Origin of the sequence: Mediterraneibacter glycyrrhizinilyticus, from assembly GCF_015560805.1 — a bacterium.
Taxonomy (GTDB): Bacteria; Bacillota; Clostridia; order Lachnospirales; family Lachnospiraceae; genus Schaedlerella; species Schaedlerella glycyrrhizinilytica_A.
Window position 1 is genome coordinate 14114 of sequence record NZ_JADMSO010000008.1, and the last position, 17138, is coordinate 31251.

15 protein-coding genes are annotated in these 17138 nt (G+C 38.1%); all 15 read left to right on the forward strand.

Going from position 1 to position 17138, the window contains the following annotated elements; translation table 11 throughout:
- The first annotated feature begins 557 nt into the window (after positions 1–557).
- The 15 genes from I2H87_RS09245 (at position 558) to brxC (ending at position 17133) form a co-directional block, all read left to right on the forward strand.
- A complete protein-coding gene (locus I2H87_RS09245) occupies positions 558–1523 on the forward strand; it encodes a cation diffusion facilitator family transporter (protein ID WP_009266055.1) in 966 nt (321 codons plus the stop codon).
- Positions 1520–3862, forward strand: coding sequence for a helix-turn-helix domain-containing protein (locus tag I2H87_RS09250; RefSeq protein WP_009266056.1), 2343 nt, complete (start codon positions 1520–1522; stop codon positions 3860–3862). Before I2H87_RS09245 ends, I2H87_RS09250 begins: the two co-directional genes overlap by 4 nt.
- Positions 3863–4080: 218 nt before the next feature.
- Positions 4081–5124 carry an alpha/beta hydrolase gene (locus tag I2H87_RS09255; protein WP_195609800.1) on the forward strand — a complete coding sequence of 348 codons (1044 nt, stop codon included), beginning with the start codon at positions 4081–4083 and terminating at the stop codon, positions 5122–5124.
- A 66-nt stretch (positions 5125–5190) separates the two neighbouring features.
- On the forward strand, positions 5191–6543 hold the full coding sequence (locus tag I2H87_RS09260; RefSeq protein ID WP_195609801.1) for an MFS transporter: 1353 nt from the start codon (positions 5191–5193) through the stop codon (positions 6541–6543).
- Positions 6544–6827: 284 nt separating this feature from the next.
- Complete coding sequence (locus I2H87_RS09265) at positions 6828–7799, forward strand: Gfo/Idh/MocA family protein (protein ID WP_195609802.1); 972 nt, start codon at positions 6828–6830, stop codon at positions 7797–7799.
- 23 nt (positions 7800–7822) lie between these two features.
- Positions 7823–9265, forward strand: coding sequence for a M20/M25/M40 family metallo-hydrolase (locus I2H87_RS09270; protein ID WP_165853409.1), 1443 nt, complete (start codon positions 7823–7825; stop codon positions 9263–9265).
- 258 nt (positions 9266–9523) lie between these two features.
- Positions 9524–10159, forward strand: coding sequence for a hypothetical protein (locus I2H87_RS09275; protein WP_117549477.1), 636 nt, complete (start codon positions 9524–9526; stop codon positions 10157–10159).
- A 97-nt stretch (positions 10160–10256) separates the two neighbouring features.
- Positions 10257–10910, forward strand: a complete 654-nt coding sequence (locus I2H87_RS09280; protein ID WP_117549478.1) for a vWA domain-containing protein — start codon at positions 10257–10259, stop codon at positions 10908–10910.
- 83 nt (positions 10911–10993) lie between these two features.
- Complete coding sequence (locus I2H87_RS09285) at positions 10994–11146, forward strand: hypothetical protein (protein ID WP_165853408.1); 153 nt, start codon at positions 10994–10996, stop codon at positions 11144–11146.
- Positions 11147–11228: 82 nt separating this feature from the next.
- A complete protein-coding gene (locus I2H87_RS09290; protein ID WP_117549479.1) occupies positions 11229–11585 on the forward strand; it encodes a hypothetical protein in 357 nt (118 codons plus the stop codon).
- A 53-nt stretch (positions 11586–11638) separates the two neighbouring features.
- The gene (locus I2H87_RS09295; RefSeq protein WP_195609803.1) at positions 11639–11812 is read left to right on the forward strand and encodes a hypothetical protein; all 174 of its coding nucleotides are present in this window, start codon (positions 11639–11641) and stop codon (positions 11810–11812) included.
- A 289-nt stretch (positions 11813–12101) separates the two neighbouring features.
- Positions 12102–12323, forward strand: a complete 222-nt coding sequence (locus I2H87_RS09300) for a helix-turn-helix domain-containing protein (RefSeq protein WP_117549483.1) — start codon at positions 12102–12104, stop codon at positions 12321–12323.
- Complete coding sequence (locus I2H87_RS09305) at positions 12323–12913, forward strand: DUF1819 family protein (RefSeq protein WP_117549486.1); 591 nt, start codon at positions 12323–12325, stop codon at positions 12911–12913. Before I2H87_RS09300 ends, I2H87_RS09305 begins: the two co-directional genes overlap by 1 nt.
- A gap of 2 nt (positions 12914–12915) precedes the next feature.
- Entirely contained in the window at positions 12916–13503 is a 588-nt protein-coding gene (locus tag I2H87_RS09310) for a DUF1788 domain-containing protein (RefSeq protein WP_117549488.1), read from the forward strand.
- Positions 13504–13521: 18 nt separating this feature from the next.
- A complete protein-coding gene (brxC, locus tag I2H87_RS09315) occupies positions 13522–17133 on the forward strand; it encodes a BREX system P-loop protein BrxC (protein WP_195609804.1) in 3612 nt (1203 codons plus the stop codon).
- Positions 17134–17138 lie beyond the last annotated feature (5 nt).

Sequence of the window (17138 nt, forward strand, 5' to 3'; positions counted from 1 at the left end):
ATATTCGGATGCTTTTTTAATTATTTGATATTGTTATAGGTAATCTGGACTATCGTACCACTTAGGTGGTTCGCTCATACTGACAATGAATTGACAAAGATCGGGTCTGATTTTAGCTTCCAGATATTCAAGTGGTCCAAGAGAACACATAGCGATACGTGTGTTAAAGAAAATCGGAGAGCCCGTAGCCAAGTTCAAAATCTGGGCATCTAAAAAGTCGACTTGGGTTACATTGATTCTTTCTTCACCGGTCTCAAATTGGATTCCATAATGGTTATAATGAAAAACACATTTTTAATACATGAAATAAAAGAAAAAATGAGGTAGCAATTTGAATTGTTATCTCATTTTTTTCTTTCGATAAACGGTTAGGTGTGATACATATAAGGATATTTGCAGAACATGCAGCGAGTCCGATGAAAAGTGCATATTTGGAATATTGAATTTTAGTAAATGGTTTATAAAGGCTTTATAAAAGCGGATGCCGGAACTGTTGCCGAAAAAATTTTCTATGTTATAATGATGATTATGCTAAAAACAGAGAGGATGTAGATACGATGCGAATCGGACGAAAAACACCAAAGAAGGAAAAAGCGACGATGTCCGTGTCGCTTTACGGAAATTTATTCTTTGTCGTGTTAGAGTTAGGAATGGCAATTTATACAAGTTCTCAGGCGGTACTTTTGGATGCGGTTTATGATGGGATTGAATTTTTTATGTTGTTGCCATCGGTATTTTTGATACCGCTTCTTTATAAACCAAGTAACGAGAAACATCCGTTTGGATACATGCAGATTGAAACGGTTTTTATTGTAGTCAAAGGTATTACAATGACGGCGGTTACAATCGGGCTGATCGCAAACAGTATGAATATTGTGCTACATGGAGGAAGAGTTGTTTCTTTTGATACTGTTGCAGGATTTGAGTTGACAGCATGTCTGATCGGTATTGCGGTTACATTGTATTTGAAGTATCGGAACAGCACAATGAATTCACCGCTGATCCAGGCGGAAATGCAGGGGTGGAAGATCGACAGCATTATTTCCATTGGGATGGCGGCGGCATTTTTTATGCCGAAGTTCATTACGTTTTCATGGTTTCAGCCGTGGGTTCCGTATCTGGATTCGATCCTGACGATCATTTTGTCGATGATCATGCTTCCGGCGCCGGTCAAGACGGTAATTTCGGGAATCCGAGATTTACTATTGATTTCTCCGGGAGAAGAAACCATTCAAGAGATCCGAGAGTTGGTGGAACCGGAGTTGAGAGGGTGTCGCTATTCAGATCTTTATTATGAAGTTGTAAAAACAGGAAGAAAACTTTGGATCAGTGTATATATTACATTGGAAAAAGATGAACTTTCTGTACGTCGTTTCAAAATTTATCAGAAGCGTTGTATTTCGGCGCTTGCGCAGAAATATACGGATTTCTATTTTGAATTGTTGCCAGAGATTGAATTGGATCCGGGAGAGATGGAAGAAATCGTAAAAGAGGCAGTCGACGGCGAAGGTCTTCGTGGTTGAGTAAGTTGCGCAAAAAAACTTACATAAACGATTTAGAAATGAAAGAAGAACGAGATATGGAACGTGTGATAACATCAGCAGTAAAATATTGTACAGAGTGTGAAAAAATATGTTCAAATGACATTATAATTCTATTAGGGATTGAAAATGAGTTAAATATAACGATGGATGCAGGGGAAGGGATGATCTTGACGGAAGATGAAATAATCGTGATCAATTCAAAAACACCTGTTTCAATTCGGGCAGCGAAGTCGTTATATGCAGAATTTACGATCTCCATCAGAAAGTTCAGAAAATTATTTCCAAACAAAAAGTATCGTTTTCTATGTAATTCAACAAATACAAAAAATGATAATTTTGCAATATTACGAAAATATTTGACTGAATTACTCGTGTTACAATATGAAAGAACCGAGTATCAATGGGCGGAATGGAATAAAATAAGTTGTGAAATTCTGATTTTTTTAGTAAGTAATTTCGCAACAAATGTAGTTATCACAGAACTCAATCCCCTTTTTGAAAATATAACGGATTACATTAGCGAGCATTTTCAAGAAGATTTATCATTAAAACAGATCAGCAGTCAATTTTGCATGACACCAACATATTTTTCGCGATTTTTCAAGAAAAATTTCGGGATAAATTATTATCAGTATTTATGTAATGTAAGATTAGAGAATGCGTGGGAAGATTTGCTGCATAGTGATAAAAATTTGTTATGTGTGGCAATGGATAATGGATTTCCAAATGAAGCTTCTTTTCGGAAATATTTTACAGAACGATATGAGATGTCACCATATGAATATCGGATAGAACAAAAGGTAAAAGAAGAGTTTGAAAAGAAAGAACAAACAGAAAATCTGCAGACAGCAATAGAAAAGTTGGGCGGTATTAAAGCTGTGGATCAAATTCAAGACGTTATCTCGGTAGACGTCGGTAATAAACAGCTATACAGACCATACTGGAGAGAAATTATTAATCTGAGAGATTGTAATTTGCTGCTGAATTATGAAGCAAGGGAACAGTTTGAAGAGCTGCAGAAAGAGTTGAATTTTAAATATGTCAGAATACATTTAGATTGGAGTAAGTTTTCGGAAGAAGAGATCTATACGTTTTATCTGGAAGAACAAGTTTTTGATTTTCTTTTAAAAAATAATTTGAAATTATGGTTTACTATTTCGGTCAGAGAATTACAAGAATCAGAAATGCTGTTTGCATATTTGAAAAAAATGCTTTCTCATTTTGCGCCGCATTATGGAAGTAATGAGATAAGAAACTGGCGTTTTGAATTAGAATACAATACTTTATTTGATGAGAAAAAAGCGGAATTATATTGGACTTTATACGATAAGATCAAAGAAATTCTTGCGATATATCAGATAGAGGAATTGTTTGGTGCAGGTTTGGAATTGGGGGATTGGGATGGAATCCGACAATTTGAAGAATTTGCAAAAAAGAATCAAAGAAAATTACCTGCATTGACTATGCAGGTAAAACCGTACGTTTGTATGGAAACAGGGGACGGTATGACCGTCAACCGTATTACGGATAGTGGATACGTAAAAAATCAGCTTCAGATTTTTTACGAATCTTTTGCGGATCTGATTTCGGAGATCAAACATATTTACATCACAGATTATTATGATAGTATTCAACAGATGAATATTTTAAATGATTCTTGTTATCGAGGCGCATCGATCATAAAAAATGTGATTGAGTGTTTTGAAAAAACAAATGCTCTGCCACATAGTGTTCCGCTGGATCTCTGCTATATAAATGGAATGAAAGATAAAGTTCTGTTCGGAGGAGACGGATTGATCACAAAACAAGGATTGCGAAAGCCATCCTATTATGCATATTCTTTCCTACAAAAAGCGGGACCATATTATTTGGGGAAAAATGAGTATGCGATCGTATTTGGAAATGATTTCTTAGATTATCAGATTATATGTCACAACTGCAAAAGATTAAGTTATCATTATTATCTGGATGAGATGAAACAGCAGTTGGAGAAGATGGAACGATACTTTGACGACGAAAATGAAAAAGAACTGAAGATTCGGTTAGAAAATGTGAAAAACGGACGATATATCGTAAAAAAGCATTCTGTAAATATAGAGCATGGTAGTGTACAGGATGAATTGAGAAGAATTGCACCATATGAAAAGATAATTATGCCGGCATTTTTACATAATGATGATGTCGAGTATTTAAAGCAGATACTCGTACCTCAACAAACCTTGAGAACATATGAGGTAAAAGATGAAGTGTTAGAATTACAGATCACATTGTCTGCAAATGAAATATGTTATTTAAATATCCAGTATGCGTACGAATAGAGTATATGCAGGAAGAAAAGTTTGAGAAAGATAATTATTTTTGAAAATATTATCCTTTTCAAGCTTTTTTTCTTGCAAAAATAAGGAGAAGAAAAATAATTATAATAAAAAAACATGATTATTCGGAAGATAATCGTTTTTGCTAAAAATATAATAATAGACATAGCAAGCAACCAAGTATAAACAGGTGAATATGAAAAGAGAAAAGGTGGGAGAAGATGAAAATTTTAGAAGTAGCTATTAACGGCAGACAGGATGTAAGTCTTACAGCATATTTACAGGATGTTGAGAAAGAATTTAGAAACATAACAAAAAGACCGGCAGTTTTAGTGATTCCAGGAGGTGGATATCAATTCTGTTCGGATCGAGAGGCGGATCCGGTAGCATTTGCTTATTTGAAAGCAGGATATAATGCATTTATATTAAGATATTCTGTTGGAGCTGATCATAAATGGCCTGAACCATTGGAAGATTATGAGGATGCAATGAAATACATTGAAATTCATGCAGAGGAATGGAATGTTTTGTCTGACAAAATTGCTGTTGTTGGATTCTCAGCAGGAGGTCATCTTGCAGGAGCAGCAGCAACAATCGCAAAGCATAAACCGGCAGCAGCAATACTTGGATATGCTGTACTTAATGAAGTAGTAGATGAGATTGCAGAAGATGCGCCAATAATTGCAGAGCAAGTAGATTATAATACAGTTCCATGTTTCTTATTTGCATCAAGAGCGGATAATGTAGTACCAATAAAAAATACATTAGATATGGCAATCTCATTGGATAAAGCAGGGATTACATTTGAAAGTCATATTTATGCGTTCGGTCCACATGGATTTTCAGTAGGCGATACTGCAATCCAGACAAGGGAGAGTGCATTTTGTGAGAGAATTCCAAACTGGGTACAAGATAGTATTGGATTTTTAAAAGATGTAATGGGTGATTTTTACGTTGGTACTGCAGAAGATAAGATTTTATCAAAGCCAAAATGTAAAGCACATGTGACCGATGATGAAAGCGCATGGCTTTCCTTGGATTGTACAATTGGAAGAATCATGGGCAACCCGGCAGCAAAAGAAGTTCTGATCGATGTAATTGAAGAAATGAAAAAAACAATCATCCCGTTTACGCCGGAAATGACATTTGATGATATGATGAATTGCTTCAGCAGAATGAAATTACGGGATATACTTCATGAGAAATCGATTGAAATCAATGAAGAACAAATAGATGCACTTTTGAGAGAAGTTCCGAATATCTGACAAAGATGAAACGCAAAAGGATAATAGAGTCACCGTGTGAGTGCAATATCACACAGAAAGGATATTATGAAGAAAGCAACGAAAAATTCATTATACTATTCCATGGGATTTATGTCCCAAAATATTATCTGGTATATGATCAACACATATTTAATGTTGTTCTATACAGATGTAGTAAGTCTTTCGGCGGGAGCAATTTCAACGATTATGCTGGTAGCGCGTGTATGGGATGCTGTAAATGATCCAATGATGGGGGTGATTGTAGATAAGACAAAATCAAAATGGGGCAAATTCAGACCTTATATTATCATTGCACCGCCGTTTCTCGCTATCTTTGATATTTTGACATTTACAGTATGGCCGGTGGAAGGAGCAATGAAAGCCGTACTATGCGGAATCTCTTATATTCTTGCCGGAATGGCATATACGGCAGTGGGTGTAGCGATCAATGGTATTGTAAACAGATTGTCCACAGATTCAAATGAAAAAATGAAAATTATTTCTATCGCAAATGTAGCCAGTAATGTACTTCAGACAGTACTTGCAGCTGTGGCAATGCCAATGATTTTATTTTTCAGTAAATCAGATACGGCAAATGGAAGAGGGTTTTTATGGACAACAGTAATCCTTGCACTTGTTTCTGTTCCGCTATTTTTGATATGTGGATTTAAATGTAAAGAAATTGAGATCATAGAACCCGTGAAAAAAGAAAATAAAGGTTCTTTTGCAAAAGATTTAAAATTAATGTTGAAAAATAAACCTCTTGTAATTTCAATAAGTACAGTGTTTATTGGGGCTATTGGTGCGATGGCCCGAATGTCATTGCTTACATATTATGTTATTTATGTAGTGGGTTCTTATACAATGATATCCGCAGTGTTTACAACATTGACTGTTTGCCAGATTATTGGTACGGCAACATTACCTTGGGGAACAAAGAAATTCGGAAAGAAAGGTTATATGATCATCTTGCTTATTATTAATGCCGCAAGTGATCTGGTTCTGTTCTTTAATGGACATCCGACAATTGCATTTGTACTTGGAGTTTCTGTAATAGGAGGATTTTCACAGGGGGCAGGTGCTATCTCTTATGGAATGATGTGCGATAGTATTGACTATGGCGATTATAAATTTGGGGTTCGTAATGAGGGGATTTCTTCTTCGTTGATGAGTTTCTCGGTTAAATTGGCATCAGCCATTACAGGCTCATTAAGCATCTGGTTACTTGCAGCGGCAGGATACGTTGCAGGAGAACAGCAGAGTGCATCTGCAATGACCGGAATTAATGTGATTGTTAATTTAATTCCGGCAATTCTTCAGCTTGTTGGAATCATCCCGCTTATCTGGTATAAATTGGATTCTAAAAAGATGGATGAGGTTGCAATTGCGTTAAAGGAAAGAAACGAAGGAATGAAATAGAGGCAAAAGAGAAGGAATATACGTCATTAGGACGATTGATAAGCAGAGGTCAAAACAGTATATAGGGATGATGCCCAAACATATAATGGCAAGAGTTGATAAGGCTCTTGCCATTTGTGCTGATAAAATTTCATTTTAGAACACGGCATCTTAGTAAAGTTTTCGGAGTTGAGCAAGGACAAAGAACATGCTAAAATAGATACCATAATAGGATTCTGAGTTTCGGAGAAACGTGGGAAGAAAGCGAAAACGATAAATATTAAGAAGAAACGGAGAAAAATAGTATGGGCAGAAAGGTAAAATGGGGTGTACTCGGAACCGCAGATATTGCCAGACGGTGTACGATCCCTGCAATGCAAAAAGCAGAGAATTGCTATCTTTATGGAATTGCAGGAAGATCTAAAGAAAAAGCAGAACAATTTCAGGAACAATTTGGTTTTGAAAAAGCGTTTGGTTCGTTAGAGGCAATGTTGGAAGACGAGATGGTTGAAGCAGTCTATATTCCTCTTCCGAATACGATGCACAAAGAATGGGTGATCAAAGCTGCGAAACATGGAAAACATGTGTTGTGTGAGAAGCCGCTTGCCGGAACGGAAGCAGATGTGAAAGAAATGATCGAAGCATGTGAAAAAAACGGAGTCCTGTTTATGGAAGCATTTGCATATTTACATAGTCCGCTGATTCGATCTGTAAAAGAAACGATCCATTCTGGTGCGATCGGAGAACTTTCTTTTATGGAATCTATTTTTATTACACCCGGATATACAGCTGAAAATATTCGTGTACGCAGAGAAACATTAGGAGGATCTGTTTACGATCTTGGATGCTATTGTACAAGCCTGACGTTGTTAGTTTTTGAAGAAGAACCGAAAGAGATAAAAGCAATCGGACATTTTACAGAGCAACAGATCGATGATTTTGCGACGGCATATTTGGAATTTGGTAATGGAAGCCGGGCATGTATGACATCTGGAATGTGTTCTGCGCAGAGGGGAGATCGCCTTTTTATCTATGGAACGGAGGGCACGATCGAAGCGCCGATTTCATTTAATGAAGAAGGAATATTGGTATACTATGTGAAAAAAGAAGAATCCGTCCGAGAAATTACAGTTACAGCACCGGATAACTATATGTTGGAAATCGAGCAGTTTGGGAGATGCATCACAGATGGTGAAAATCCTCGGGTAACGCATGAATTTTCATTGCGTAATGCGCGGGTGATGGATCGGATTCTGAAAGAAATCGGATATCGGTGATATCAGAACGGGAGAAGATGAACATGTTGACTGTAATTTTTATGGTTTTTATAGCCGGAGCATTTTTCTTATTTCTTCGTGCAGAAATGTGTAAGGCGAAAGGAAGAAAATTAGCAGAAAAGAAGCCTGCATTTTCAGAAAAAAATTTGGAAGAATTTTCGGAAGACAGGCAAGTATATTATAGTAAAAGGCTGGCGGAAATGATCTCTTGCCGGACAGTATCGAAAAAGGGTGAGTTTCACTCGGAAGAATTTTATAAATTACGTTCTGTCATAAGTGATCTGTTTCCTGAAGTGACAAAAAAGGCGGAAGTTCTTTATTTTGGAGAAGATTGTTATCTTTATAAATTCATAGGAAGAGAACCGGAAAAAAATGTAATGCTCATGTCACATCACGATGTGGTTCCGGCGGAAGGTGAGTGGAGCTATCCGCCATTTTCCGGACAGATTGCGGAAGGATGCATTTGGGGACGGGGGACGGTGGATACGAAAACCCCGCTTTTTGCAGAGTTTTCCGCGTTGGAAGAGTTATTAGAAAAAGGCTGGATCCCGCCATGCAACGTGTACCTTGTTTCTTCTCATAATGAAGAAATCGCAGGGGATGGGGTACCTCTTGTTTTGCAGTGGCTGAAAGAACAGAAGATAACATTTGAATGGATTTTGGATGAGGGAGGCGCTGTGATTGATGCGCCGATGGGCGGAATGGATTGTAAATGTGCGATGCTTGCGGTTCATGAAAAAGGACGTTATACCATCCGGGTGAAAGCTGCCCAGGCAGCAGGACACGGCAGTTTGATGAAACAATTAAAATCGCCGGCGGTCCGTATCGCAGGATTGATCACAAAAATAGAAAAGAAACAACCGTTTATCCGAAAAATACATCCGGAAGTTTTGGCAATGTTCGAATCGCTGGCTCCGTATATGAAATTACCGATGCGGCTGGTCTTTGCAAATATGTGGTGTTTTGGCGGATTATTAAAAAGACTGATTCCTGCATTAAATGCACAGGCAGGATCGATGCTCGGCACGACATGTACTTTTAAAAATTTGCGGACAGCAGAAAACGGAGATTGTATGACAGAGGTATTTTTCCGCTGTGTGAAAGAGGAAGATTTAAAAACAGATTTGAAAACATTTCAGAAGATTGCTGAGGAATTTCAGGTTGAGGTGGATGAAGTTATTGAAAATGAATATCATCGTCCGGCAAGTATGCAGAGCAGCGGGTATCAATTCATAAAGTCTTGCGTGGAAGAGGAATTTGGTTATGCAGCCTGTGCACCATTTATTCTTCCGGCGGGGACCGATGCACGTCATTTCAGTGAACTGAGCGATGCGGTAATCCGTTTTGCCCCTATTGATATTAATAATCAGCAATATGCTTCTGTACATGATAAGAATGAGAATATCGAAATGGAGTCTGTGGTGAGAGCGGTTGCATTTTATAAAACGGTATTAAGAAAATTGTAGAATGATATCATTGTAACTTTTAGCTTTTGTGTGTATTGTTGGAAGTATTATAAAAGTTATAATGTTTGTAGATATGATAAGAGAATGTCGCCTGCTATGCGACTTCAAAGGGAGAAAAGTGTGCTATTCTGAAATTAAACAAGAGGGAAAGAGCGTCGGGCGGATGATGTTATGAGTAAAAAGAGAATATAGCAGATTAGGTTTGTTTGAAAACATAAATCATTATGATGATTAAAACTTATAAAAGGCGGTATAAACATGACAAGGCAGAAGCTGATTGATGAGGTGGGAAAATACATAGATAAATATTATGAACCGGTGAAAGATGATATTAAAATGGATAAGGAAATGAAATCCATTTTTGACAGAATCACAAGATTCAGAAAGAAGAGTGCTGAGAAAAAAGCATTGCAGGATCAGCAGATTTTGGAGAACAGTCAGACAGAAGAATCGGTACCGGAAGAATTTGATGTTTCGACGATGCAGAAGACGAAACTCAAAAAAGGAATGTCTTCTACAATGTCGGTAAACAGAAACATTGATAATCTGATGAATCAGCTGGAAGAAACATTTTCACAGAGATTGCTTCGCATGATTGATGAGCGAGGTATGACTGATTCAGAAGCATATACCAAGGCATATGTGGATCGTCGGCATTTTTCGAAAATTCGTAAAGATGTCAATTATGTTCCTAACAAGAAAACTGTATTGGCTTTTACAATCGCTTTGGAATTATCCCTGGATGAAGCAAAAGATTTACTGGCAAGTGCCGGTTTCGCATTATCCAGAAGTTCAAAAACAGATATTATCGTGGCATATTTCTTGCAGAATAAGATTTATGATATGTTTGAAATCAATGATGTGCTGGATGCGTATGGACAACCAGTGTTTTAATAAAATATTTTGGTGCAATGTCACCTGACAGGCGACCAACCCAGTTGGTTCTGTAGATAAAATGTGATTAACAATAAGTTTTTAAGGAGGAAATCACATGAATACAGAATTAACTGAGTTGGTTTTCATTTTGGACAGAAGTGGTTCAATGGGTGGTTTGGAAAGTGATACTATTGGCGGCTTTAATGGAATGATTGCAAAGCAAAAGGAACAGGAAAAGAAAGTGAATGTTACTACGATTTTATTTGATGATGAAATAGATATCATTCATGACAGATTTCCGGCAGAGATTATTGAACCACTTACGGAAAAAGAATACTTTGTGCGTGGCTGTACCGCTTTATTAGATGCAGTTGGAATAGCAATTGAGAAAATGGAAAATGTACAGAAACATCTCCCAGAGAATCACCGGGCAGGAAAAATTATATTTGTCATTACTACAGATGGATTGGAAAATTCTAGTGAGCATTTCACACAAGAGCAGATCAAGAAAAAGATAGAAGCAAAGAAAGAATGTGGGTGGGAGTTCCTATTTCTGGGTGCCAATATTGATGCAGGAAAAGAAGCTGAGAAGATAGGAATTGCCAGAAACAGATCTGTGACATATGAGAATGATGCTAAGGGTGTTGAATTGAACTTTAAAGCTGTAGGAAGAGCAATTTCAAAAGCAGTTGAAAGTGATGCAATGATGGACTTTATGGATGATCACTGGGCAGATGAGATTCAGGCATATAAAGAAGGAAAAGAATAGTGGAAGTTGCTAAAAGAGAAAAAGAAAGATTTGAATATCTGTTTCTTGATTTAGAGTGAAATCAGACACCAGGAACTACAGGTTTGGATGGACGTGAAGCAATTCAGATAGGAGTAGTGGCTGCTGATAACAAAATACAAAAAATAAAGACGTTTTCTAAAGCAATCAGATTGAGTGATCCGAATTTATTTAATGAAAAGACAGAAATTGTAACGCATACTCCGGTAACAAATTAGCAGTTCGACTGCAGAAGAGAGATGTTTTGCAAATAGGATTACTAAGAAGTTACATACAGAGAACTGTCGGTATGTGCGAAATATGTCTGTTGATAGAAAATTAATAGTACCTAAAAGTATGATTTTCAAAGGATATGCGGTATGTAAATGTTGCGGTAAAAGTCAAAGCTGGAAACAATTGGAGTGGGAATTTGTTGATAAATATAGAATACAAAACAAGAAATACAGAGATGATTTAAAGCAAATGCCGCTAACAGAAACAAATATAGAGAAAATATGTAAATGGTTTCAGTTATCTTATAACATCAGCAGCGAAATTGTATTTGTAAGGACTGCTTTTTCAAGATGGATTGTTTATCTGCAAAAGGATAAGGTAAAAAAGTTACTTCATGAAAACTACAGAATATGCAAGTCGCAATATTTAAAAAACAGAAAATGAAATGCATAGAAGGGTATCACAAACAAAAGCTTCCATCGGAGAATTTTTTTGAGGTGATTCAATATATAAAATATCATGATGCAGGGATTGTAAAACGTATGTCGAAGAAAAATAGATTGGAAAAACTACTGGAAATGGTAGAGATGGAATTGAAAATGAAAAATTTGGAGGGAAAAGATTATGGCTATGACAACATTCCCGAACTGCGGCGAGCAAATATCGGATAAGTCTTCGGATCTATTCCCAGAATTTCAATGATGCGGATAACGAAACACTTAATTGCTACAATGCGTTGAAAATGTATTTGGAAGAATAGTAGAAAAAGACAGGTGATATACTTCAGAATTTTCAAATATAGTATTCGTAAAGTCGAAGTTTTGATTTGTACTTCTCATTGAAGAAATACATCAGGTATGGTACAATAATAAAGAGTGAAAGTATCAGAACGGACAGGGAAAATATACTTTCTAAATAAAAGAAAACCATAAGTTGTGTATAAATGAAGAGGTAGAAGAGATGGCAGTATCATACAACGGACTTTGGAAGCTATTAATCGATAAAAATATGAAAAAAGTGGATATGATGAACCAGGTGGGAATCAGTAGCAGCACCGTGGCAAAAATGACCAATGGAGAGCTGGTTTCCATGAAGGTTCTGGAGAGGATCTGCGAGAAGTTAGATTGTGATTTCGGAGATATTGTCCATTATGAAAAAGAAACAAAGGATGGTGGACAGTAATGGAATACAGTGCAGGACTTACATCAAAATTATTCTGGCTGCAAGAGTCCAGAAAAACAGCGGGTTATATTCTGGAAGGACTTAGTAAGGCAGATATCCGCAAGATTGCCTGGGAGGAAAATATCTATCAGGTGAAAGCAGAATATCGAGCCTATGAAGTGCTGAATGGAACATACCGAAGGGTATCAGCCTTACCAGAAGCAGTATTACAGGCATTTATCACTTGTGATGTAGAAACCGCAAAGATTCTGAATCTGATTGCAATTTTGATGGACAGCAGATTATTTTTTGAATTTTTACATGAAGTATACGACGAAAAGATTCGATTAGGTGAAAAAGAGATCACAGACCGGGATCTGAATGTCTTTTTTGCAGATAAGGCAATGCAGAGTGATGTGGTTGCTGGCTGGACGGATACTGCAGTACGGAAGTTAAAACAGTGCTTTACCCGAATGATGTTTGAGGCAGGATTACTGGAAAGCAGTGCAAAACCAAGAACAATCAAGCCAATTCATATTGATTACCGTACAGAAGAATTACTGACTGCAAATGGGCTTGGAGAATACTTGAAGGCAGTGAAGGGAGTCTAAGAATGGCGAGATTAAGCTTGGAAGAAAGACTGAACCGGATTGAAGATAAGATTTCTGAAAAGTCTTTCCGTGAAAATAAAGGACTTGGAAATGAAGTTGGATATTATGTGTTTGATTACGATCCGAGAGCAGAGCTAGAAGTGCGCAGTCATATCGCATATTTAAAAGACCGAATCAACAACGGTAATAAAGATTTTAAAATTATAGAATTTGATCTGTTTCATACAATGATTCAGGTGTTGGAAGAAGAAGGATATCTGGAAGCCTTCTTTGATCTGGAAAAAGATAATGGCTTTTTTGATATGGCAGACAGTCTGGTAGAGACATTAGGACTGGATGAAACGAACGAACTGAACCTGATTATCTCAAAGATTTTGCAGGAAGATCTGACAGACAGCGTGATTTTCCTGACAGGAGTTGGAAAATGCCATCCAATCATTGCAAGCCATAATATTTTGAACAATTTACATCAGGTGCTGGACAGTGTGCCGGTTGTGATGTTTTATCCTGGAGAATACAGCGGACAGGATCTGAAATTATTTGGAACGATGGATTCCAGAAATTATTACCGGGCATTCCGGCTTGTGTAAACACGAAGGAGAAGAAAAATGCAGATTAAAGAGATGTTTGAGAAACAGATTGATCGTGATATTAAGGGCGTAATCAAAGTAGGTCAGTCTGATGAAGAAAACGTATATCAGGAATTGGACGAATATGTAGTAACAAAAGAACTGTTAAAACATTTCCGTGATTTTTTTGATAACTATGAAAAGGGGATCAATAACAACACAGATAAAATGGGTGTCTGGATCTCCGGTTTCTTTGGAAGTGGTAAATCTCACTTCTTAAAGATTCTTTCTTATCTGTTAAAAAACAGTGTGGTAGAAGGAAAGAGAGCCATCGAGTATTTTACAGACGGAAAGAAAGTCGATGATCCTATGCTGATTGCCAAGATGACCAATTCCGGAACCATTTCTTCGGATGTCATGCTCTTTAATATTGATTCCAAAGGTTCTGCAAAGGTCGGTTCTGGTAAAGAGGCTATTGTAGAAGTCTTTATGAAAGTCTTCAATGAGATGCAGGGATACTGTGGTTCCATTCCGTATCTTGCAGAATTTGAACGTCAGCTGGATAACGAAAGCAGATTTGAAGAGTTCAAAGAGAAATTTGAAGAGATCGCAGGGGCACCTTGGGAGAAAAAGAGACAGGCTTTTGCCGTTATTCAGGATAAAATTGTAAAAACTATTGTGGCGATGGATTTCATGAGTGAGGAGGCTGCCCGTAACTGGTGTAAAAATGCAAAGGGAAGCTATGACCTCAGTATTGAGAAGTTTGTATCTCTGGTCAAAGAGTACTGTGAGAAAAAAGGACCGAACCATCATGTTATTTTCCTTGTGGATGAGATCGGACAGTATATTGCAGACGATACCCAGCTGATGCTCAACCTGCAGACCATCGTAGAAGATCTGGGAACTGCCTGCAGAGGAAAAGCATGGGTGATCGTTACCAGCCAGGAAGACATTGATTCGATCACAAAGACAAAAGGTAATGACTTTTCAAAGATTCAGGGACGTTTTGATACCAGGCTTTCCCTGTCAGCATCCAACGTTGATGAAGTTATCCGGAAACGTATTCTGGAGAAAAATGAGATCGCAGAATCGTCACTCAAACTGCTGTATGAGCAGAAAGAGTCGATTATCAAAAACCTGATCACCTTCACTGCGGATACTGCAGATAAGAAATTATATACAGACAAGACGGACTTTGCAGACTGCTATCCGTTTATTCCCTACCAGTTTAACTTACTGGGACAGGTGCTGACAGCTGTTCGTACCCACGGAGCCAGTGGAAAGCACTTATCCGATCAGTCCCGTTCCATGCTGGCACTGTTTCAGGAGTCAGCCATCCGCCTGAAAGACAGTGAAACAGGCGTTCTGGTACCATTCAGCTATTTCTATGATCCACTGCACAAATTTATCGACCACCAGCACAGTCAGGTGATTACCGATGCTGAGGATAACAGCAGGCTGGATGAGTTTGACGTAGAACTGCTGAAAGTACTGTTTATGATTAAATATGTCAAAGAGATCAAAGCAAACGTAGACAACCTGACCACATTGATGATCTCTAATATTGACGATGACCGTATCGAAATTCGTGGAAAAATTGAAGAATCCTTAAAGAAACTGATCCGTGAAACACTGGTACAGAAGAATGGAGATATCTATATCTTTCTGACCAATGAGGAACAGGAAATCAACAATGCCATCAATAACGAGTCTGTAGAAATGGGAGAGATTATCGGAGAAGCATCCACGGTTATCTTTGAGGAAATCTTTACAGATAAGAAGTATCGCTACAGTAGTCGGTATTTGTTCCCATTTAACCAGAAAGTAGATGATCGTTATTTCAAAGGTAATCAGTCCAATGATATTGGTGTGTCTATTATTACACCATATGGTGGGGATTATCCGGATTCCGCTCTTCGTATGCTTTCTGCACAGGAACATACTGTGATCGTGAAACTTCCAAATGACAGTACATTTCTGGATGAGATTACAGAATCCATCAAGATTTATAAATTCTTAAATAAAAATGCTTCCGGAGCAAGAGGAAGCTTTGACAGCATACGTCGTGCGAAAGAAGATGAGCGTATTGAGAAAAAAGACCGTATCCGGATCTTTATTGAGGAAGCGCTGAAACATGCAGATATCTATGTGAATGGCGATAAAGCGAACATCTCTGCAAAAGAACCGGCAAGCCGTATTAACGAAGCACTTGGTAAGCTGGTGGCAATGCAGTATAACAAGCTGACCTATATGGAGACAGCCCCAGAATTATCAGATATTGCGGCTGTATTTAACGGCAACGATGGTCAGTTATCCTTCCTTGGAACCAGTGACACTACACCAAATAAACTGGCACTGGAAGAAGTGATTCAGGTGATCAGCCTGAACAATGCAAGACATATGAAAACTTCCCTGAAATCGTTGCAGGATAAATTTGGAGCAGCTCCGTATGGCTTTGATCCGAAAGATGTGCAGTGGCTGGTGGCTATGCTCTTTAAGATGGGACGAGTATCCCTGACTTACAACAGCCAGAGCTTATCCATGCTTTCCAATACAAAGGATGAGCTGGTACGTTACCTGACCAAACGTGAATTTGTAGAAAAACTGCTCATTGATATCCGGGAAAGAGCGACAGACGGACAGATCCGTTCCGTGAAAGAAGTATTAAAAGACTACTTTGGATTCTCCTTATCCAGTGATGATGACGATACCATCATGAGAAGCTTTAAGAATAAGGCACAGGATAAACTGGAAACATTTAACGATATCATGATCGAATACCGTGTGAATCCGAAACTGCCATGTAAATCTCTGATGGAACAGGCGAAGAAGAATCTGGAAGAGCTTCTGGCAATCAAGGAGCCGGTAGAATTTTTCAAGACTGTGGATAAAAAAAGGGATGATCTCCTGGATGATGCCGATGATACAGCACCAGTATTTGACTTCTTCAAGAGCGGACAGAAAAAGATCTTTGAAAAGGCACTGGAACAGATCCAGATGTTTGAAAACAGCAAGACCTACGTCCGGGAACAGGAAATTATTGATAACGTAGCTCAGATGGAAACCATTGTTACTGCAAAGAATCCTTTCGGACAGATTCAGAAACTGCCGGATATGTCCATGAAGTTCGTACAGCAGTATGGCGCATTACTGGAAAAAGAAGCAGAAGCCATGCGTCCAATCGTAGAAGATGATCTGCAGAAAGTATTAAATACACTGGATGAAAAAGAATTTGCACCGGTATTCCGGGATAAATTCCTGCGTGCTTTTGAAGAATTAAAACAGAAACTGGATACATCACACGAAATCGCAGGCGTAAAGAATATCCGTCTGGAAAGTGATACACTGAAACTTCGCTGCCTGGATGAGATTACGGAATATGAAGAGGCACATCGTCCGAAAGTAGATCCGGAACCACCGATAAATCCTGTGACACCGCCTACAGAGGGAGGCAATGTACCGCCAGTGAAACCGGTAGCACCACCAGTTCAGCCGAAACAAAAGAAGCGTAAGAATGTATCCATCAGCAATGTGGCAGGTGCAAGAACCTATTCGATTGAAAATGAGCAGGATATCGACAAGTTCCTGGCAGAGATGAAGCAGAAATTATTAAGAGAGCTGGATGAGAATACCATTATTACATTAAGCTAATCATT

Excerpts from the sequence above, each read along its gene's own strand:
- I2H87_RS09245 (WP_009266055.1), top strand. The coding sequence starts at position 558 with ATGCGAATCGGACGAAAAACACCAAAGAAGGAAAAAGCGACGATGTCC.
- I2H87_RS09255 (WP_195609800.1), top strand. The coding sequence starts at position 4,081 with ATGAAAATTTTAGAAGTAGCTATTAACGGCAGACAGGATGTAAGTCTT.
- I2H87_RS09260 (WP_195609801.1), top strand. The coding sequence starts at position 5,191 with ATGAAGAAAGCAACGAAAAATTCATTATACTATTCCATGGGATTTATG.
- I2H87_RS09265 (WP_195609802.1), top strand. The coding sequence starts at position 6,828 with ATGGGCAGAAAGGTAAAATGGGGTGTACTCGGAACCGCAGATATTGCC.
- I2H87_RS09270 (WP_165853409.1), top strand. The coding sequence starts at position 7,823 with ATGTTGACTGTAATTTTTATGGTTTTTATAGCCGGAGCATTTTTCTTA.
- I2H87_RS09275 (WP_117549477.1), top strand. The coding sequence starts at position 9,524 with ATGACAAGGCAGAAGCTGATTGATGAGGTGGGAAAATACATAGATAAA.
- I2H87_RS09280 (WP_117549478.1), top strand. The coding sequence starts at position 10,257 with ATGAATACAGAATTAACTGAGTTGGTTTTCATTTTGGACAGAAGTGGT.
- I2H87_RS09290 (WP_117549479.1), top strand. The coding sequence starts at position 11,229 with ATGTCTGTTGATAGAAAATTAATAGTACCTAAAAGTATGATTTTCAAA.
- I2H87_RS09300 (WP_117549483.1), top strand. The coding sequence starts at position 12,102 with ATGGCAGTATCATACAACGGACTTTGGAAGCTATTAATCGATAAAAAT.
- I2H87_RS09305 (WP_117549486.1), top strand. The coding sequence starts at position 12,323 with ATGGAATACAGTGCAGGACTTACATCAAAATTATTCTGGCTGCAAGAG.
- I2H87_RS09310 (WP_117549488.1), top strand. The coding sequence starts at position 12,916 with ATGGCGAGATTAAGCTTGGAAGAAAGACTGAACCGGATTGAAGATAAG.
- brxC (WP_195609804.1), top strand. The coding sequence starts at position 13,522 with ATGCAGATTAAAGAGATGTTTGAGAAACAGATTGATCGTGATATTAAG.